Source organism: Elizabethkingia argenteiflava (assembly GCF_009904105.1).
Taxonomy (GTDB): Bacteria; Bacteroidota; Bacteroidia; order Flavobacteriales; family Weeksellaceae; genus Elizabethkingia; species Elizabethkingia argenteiflava.
The window spans coordinates 1-2,095 of record NZ_JAAABJ010000630.1 but is presented as its reverse complement, the minus strand read 5'-3'; the positions used below and the strand labels follow the sequence as shown (position 1 = coordinate 2,095).

General features: G+C 34.1%; 4 protein-coding genes and 1 pseudogene. 1 reads left to right on the top strand and 4 read right to left on the bottom strand.

The genetic code is table 11. The features are described 5' to 3' along the window. Positions 1-271: 271 nt before the first annotated feature. From GNY06_RS11185 to GNY06_RS11170, 4 genes are all read right to left on the bottom strand, one after another. Positions 272-766 carry a PH domain-containing protein gene (locus GNY06_RS11185; RefSeq protein WP_244614423.1) on the bottom strand — a complete coding sequence of 165 codons (495 nt, stop codon included), beginning with the start codon at positions 764-766 and terminating at the stop codon, positions 272-274. Positions 767-891: 125 nt separating this feature from the next. Beyond that, positions 892-1,275 carry a hypothetical protein gene (locus GNY06_RS11180; protein WP_166520140.1) on the bottom strand — a complete coding sequence of 128 codons (384 nt, stop codon included), beginning with the start codon at positions 1,273-1,275 and terminating at the stop codon, positions 892-894. A 96-nt stretch (positions 1,276-1,371) separates the two neighbouring features. Next, positions 1,372-1,620 carry a helix-turn-helix domain-containing protein gene (locus tag GNY06_RS11175; RefSeq protein ID WP_166520139.1) on the bottom strand — a complete coding sequence of 83 codons (249 nt, stop codon included), beginning with the start codon at positions 1,618-1,620 and terminating at the stop codon, positions 1,372-1,374. After that, the gene (locus tag GNY06_RS11170; protein ID WP_166520141.1) at positions 1,617-1,838 is read right to left on the bottom strand and encodes a DUF3853 family protein; all 222 of its coding nucleotides are present in this window, start codon (positions 1,836-1,838) and stop codon (positions 1,617-1,619) included. Before GNY06_RS11170 ends, GNY06_RS11175 begins: the two co-directional genes overlap by 4 nt. Positions 1,839-1,928: 90 nt before the next feature. Here GNY06_RS11170 and GNY06_RS11165 point away from each other — a divergent pair. Continuing rightward, a pseudogene (locus GNY06_RS11165) lies at positions 1,929-2,051 on the top strand (helix-turn-helix domain-containing protein); the annotation flags it as partial. Between the last annotated feature and the right edge of the window lie 44 nt (positions 2,052-2,095).

Genomic DNA, 2,095 nt, shown 5'->3' with positions numbered 1-2,095 from the left:
CAGAACCCCATCGGTGCCAGTCATTTTTTTTCCAGAATAAAGGCCGGCAATAGCCTCCTTCTTAAAAGACTCAAAGTCAAATTCTTCTTGTGCCATAAAATATTATATTTAAAGATAATGTTTATGACACAGTTCGAGATACACCCTCAAGTCAATCAAAATAAAAATAGAACTTGTTTAAACTTTTAGTTTTCTGAGGAATAAAATAACAAAAGCAATATAATGCAAAGAATTCCAAGTTATTACATGTAATACGAATGAAACATATGATTTATTTAATCGAATTATCTTTTAACATCATTATAGCATTCCTCAATTCCATTGGGTGTTCAATGAAATACGTATTCGTTACATCTCCTGTAGTTACAACCAGCGTTCCAAAATTCAAAGCCTTTCCTAAAAAACTTTGATGCAGAAGCATCCCTTCAAGTTTGTTTAATGAGAGGTCGGAAAGTGTTTTCCCTAATATTCCTGTAGAAAATGTGAGATGATTGTCGGTAATATAGATTTTTGTGCTTCTGTTTCTCAATAACCGGAGTAAACCTCTAATGAAAAGATAAATAAGAAACAAAGAAATAAGACCGGGAAAATCAATCATATCTTTATACTCTAATAATAAAAATGAGATAACTCCTACAGAACCAATTATAATAAAGAAGACAGGAAGTACATAGGAAATCCAATGGATTTTGGCTTCATAATGAATAATAGGATTAAATGTCTCAGTATCTTTAAGTAAGTTTTTCATATATTGTGTGGTAGTCATAAATTTCGGTCTAATTTAGAAAAAAAACAGACAATACAAAACTAAAAAGGGAAAAATCAATGCGATTAATAAATATATTTAGAGGTCAGAAGGTGGATTGAGTATCCGCCGATTCTTAACCTTTCTTAAGTTGATTTCGGGCGTTTTATGGTTTGCAAAACAATCTTTGGAGAAGTGGTATTGCTCGATTGCAATTCACTCTGAAGAAAGGGCATTGTGTTTTTTATCGAAGACTTCCAGTTTGTTATCGGCTTATCATAACTATTTTTCCATGCGTTTGAGAGCCAGCTGTCATATTTTTCTTTAATAAGATAGTCTAATTCAGGAATATAGTTTTCCAATGTTTTCACATACTGCGTAAACTCTTCCTGAGAAGGAATATTCCCAGAAAGCGGAATTGGTATTGTACCCGGCTTTTCCTCAGAATCATCGGAAGACAAATTTTGATTCTGCGGAGCTTCTCTTTTCTGTAATGATTTTCCGACGGGTTTCTTTTTTGTTGGAATCATCTTTTGACTGCTTTTAGTTGTCGAACTGACTTTGTTGGTTTCAGGTTTTTCAAAAGCGGATAACGCAGGCGAATATTCCGGAAGAATTTTGTAATGTCAGGGAAGTCCGTTTCTGGATTGATAATGAATCATTCCTAGATTACAAAGTTTTTGGCGTAAAGTAATAATGGTTGGTCTTGTGATTTTAAGCCGTTCGCAAATTTCGGTATCCGAAAGACTGAAGTCATTTTCTTCGTTTTTTTCCCATACTTCCAGCAAAAAAAGATAGAGGGCAGTCTCAATAGCTCCCAACGGTTCTTTTTCGTTGTATTCCCAAAACCTCCTGATTAATCCTGACTCATTCATTTTTTATGAAGAGCCATTAACTGCATTGCTTTCTCTTTATCAATGATGATAAGATTTCCGTTTTGAATGATAGCATCATCCAGTATTCCGCTGGATTTGATTTCCGCTGCTTTCGAGCGGGAACATCCCAGCGTTTTGGCTAAACCTTTAAGACCATATTCATACTTTTTTTCAGGAACATTGTGCTTTTGTAATTTCAGGAACTCTTGGACTGTCAGGTGAAGAAGTGGTTTCTTTAGGTTGAATTAGTCAATACTTAATCTGACAGTTGTAATCAAATTAAATAACTTTAAAACAGATTAAGTATTATGACAACACAACAAAAAATCATCAAAAACAAGTTATGCGTACTTGAATTAGCACAACATTTAGGAAATGTATCCAAAGCCTGTAAAGTAATGGGCTATTCCCGAGACCGTTTTTATCGATTCTAAGAACTGTATGAGCAAGGAGGTGAATTAGCATTACAGGAAAT

What these genes read in the sequence shown, in the direction of transcription:
- GNY06_RS11185 (WP_244614423.1), bottom strand. Translation starts at nt 766, where the DNA reads ATGACTACCACACAATATATGAAAAACTTACTTAAAGATACTGAGACA.
- GNY06_RS11180 (WP_166520140.1), bottom strand. Translation starts at nt 1,275, where the DNA reads ATGATTCCAACAAAAAAGAAACCCGTCGGAAAATCATTACAGAAAAGA.
- GNY06_RS11175 (WP_166520139.1), bottom strand. Translation starts at nt 1,620, where the DNA reads ATGAATGAGTCAGGATTAATCAGGAGGTTTTGGGAATACAACGAAAAA.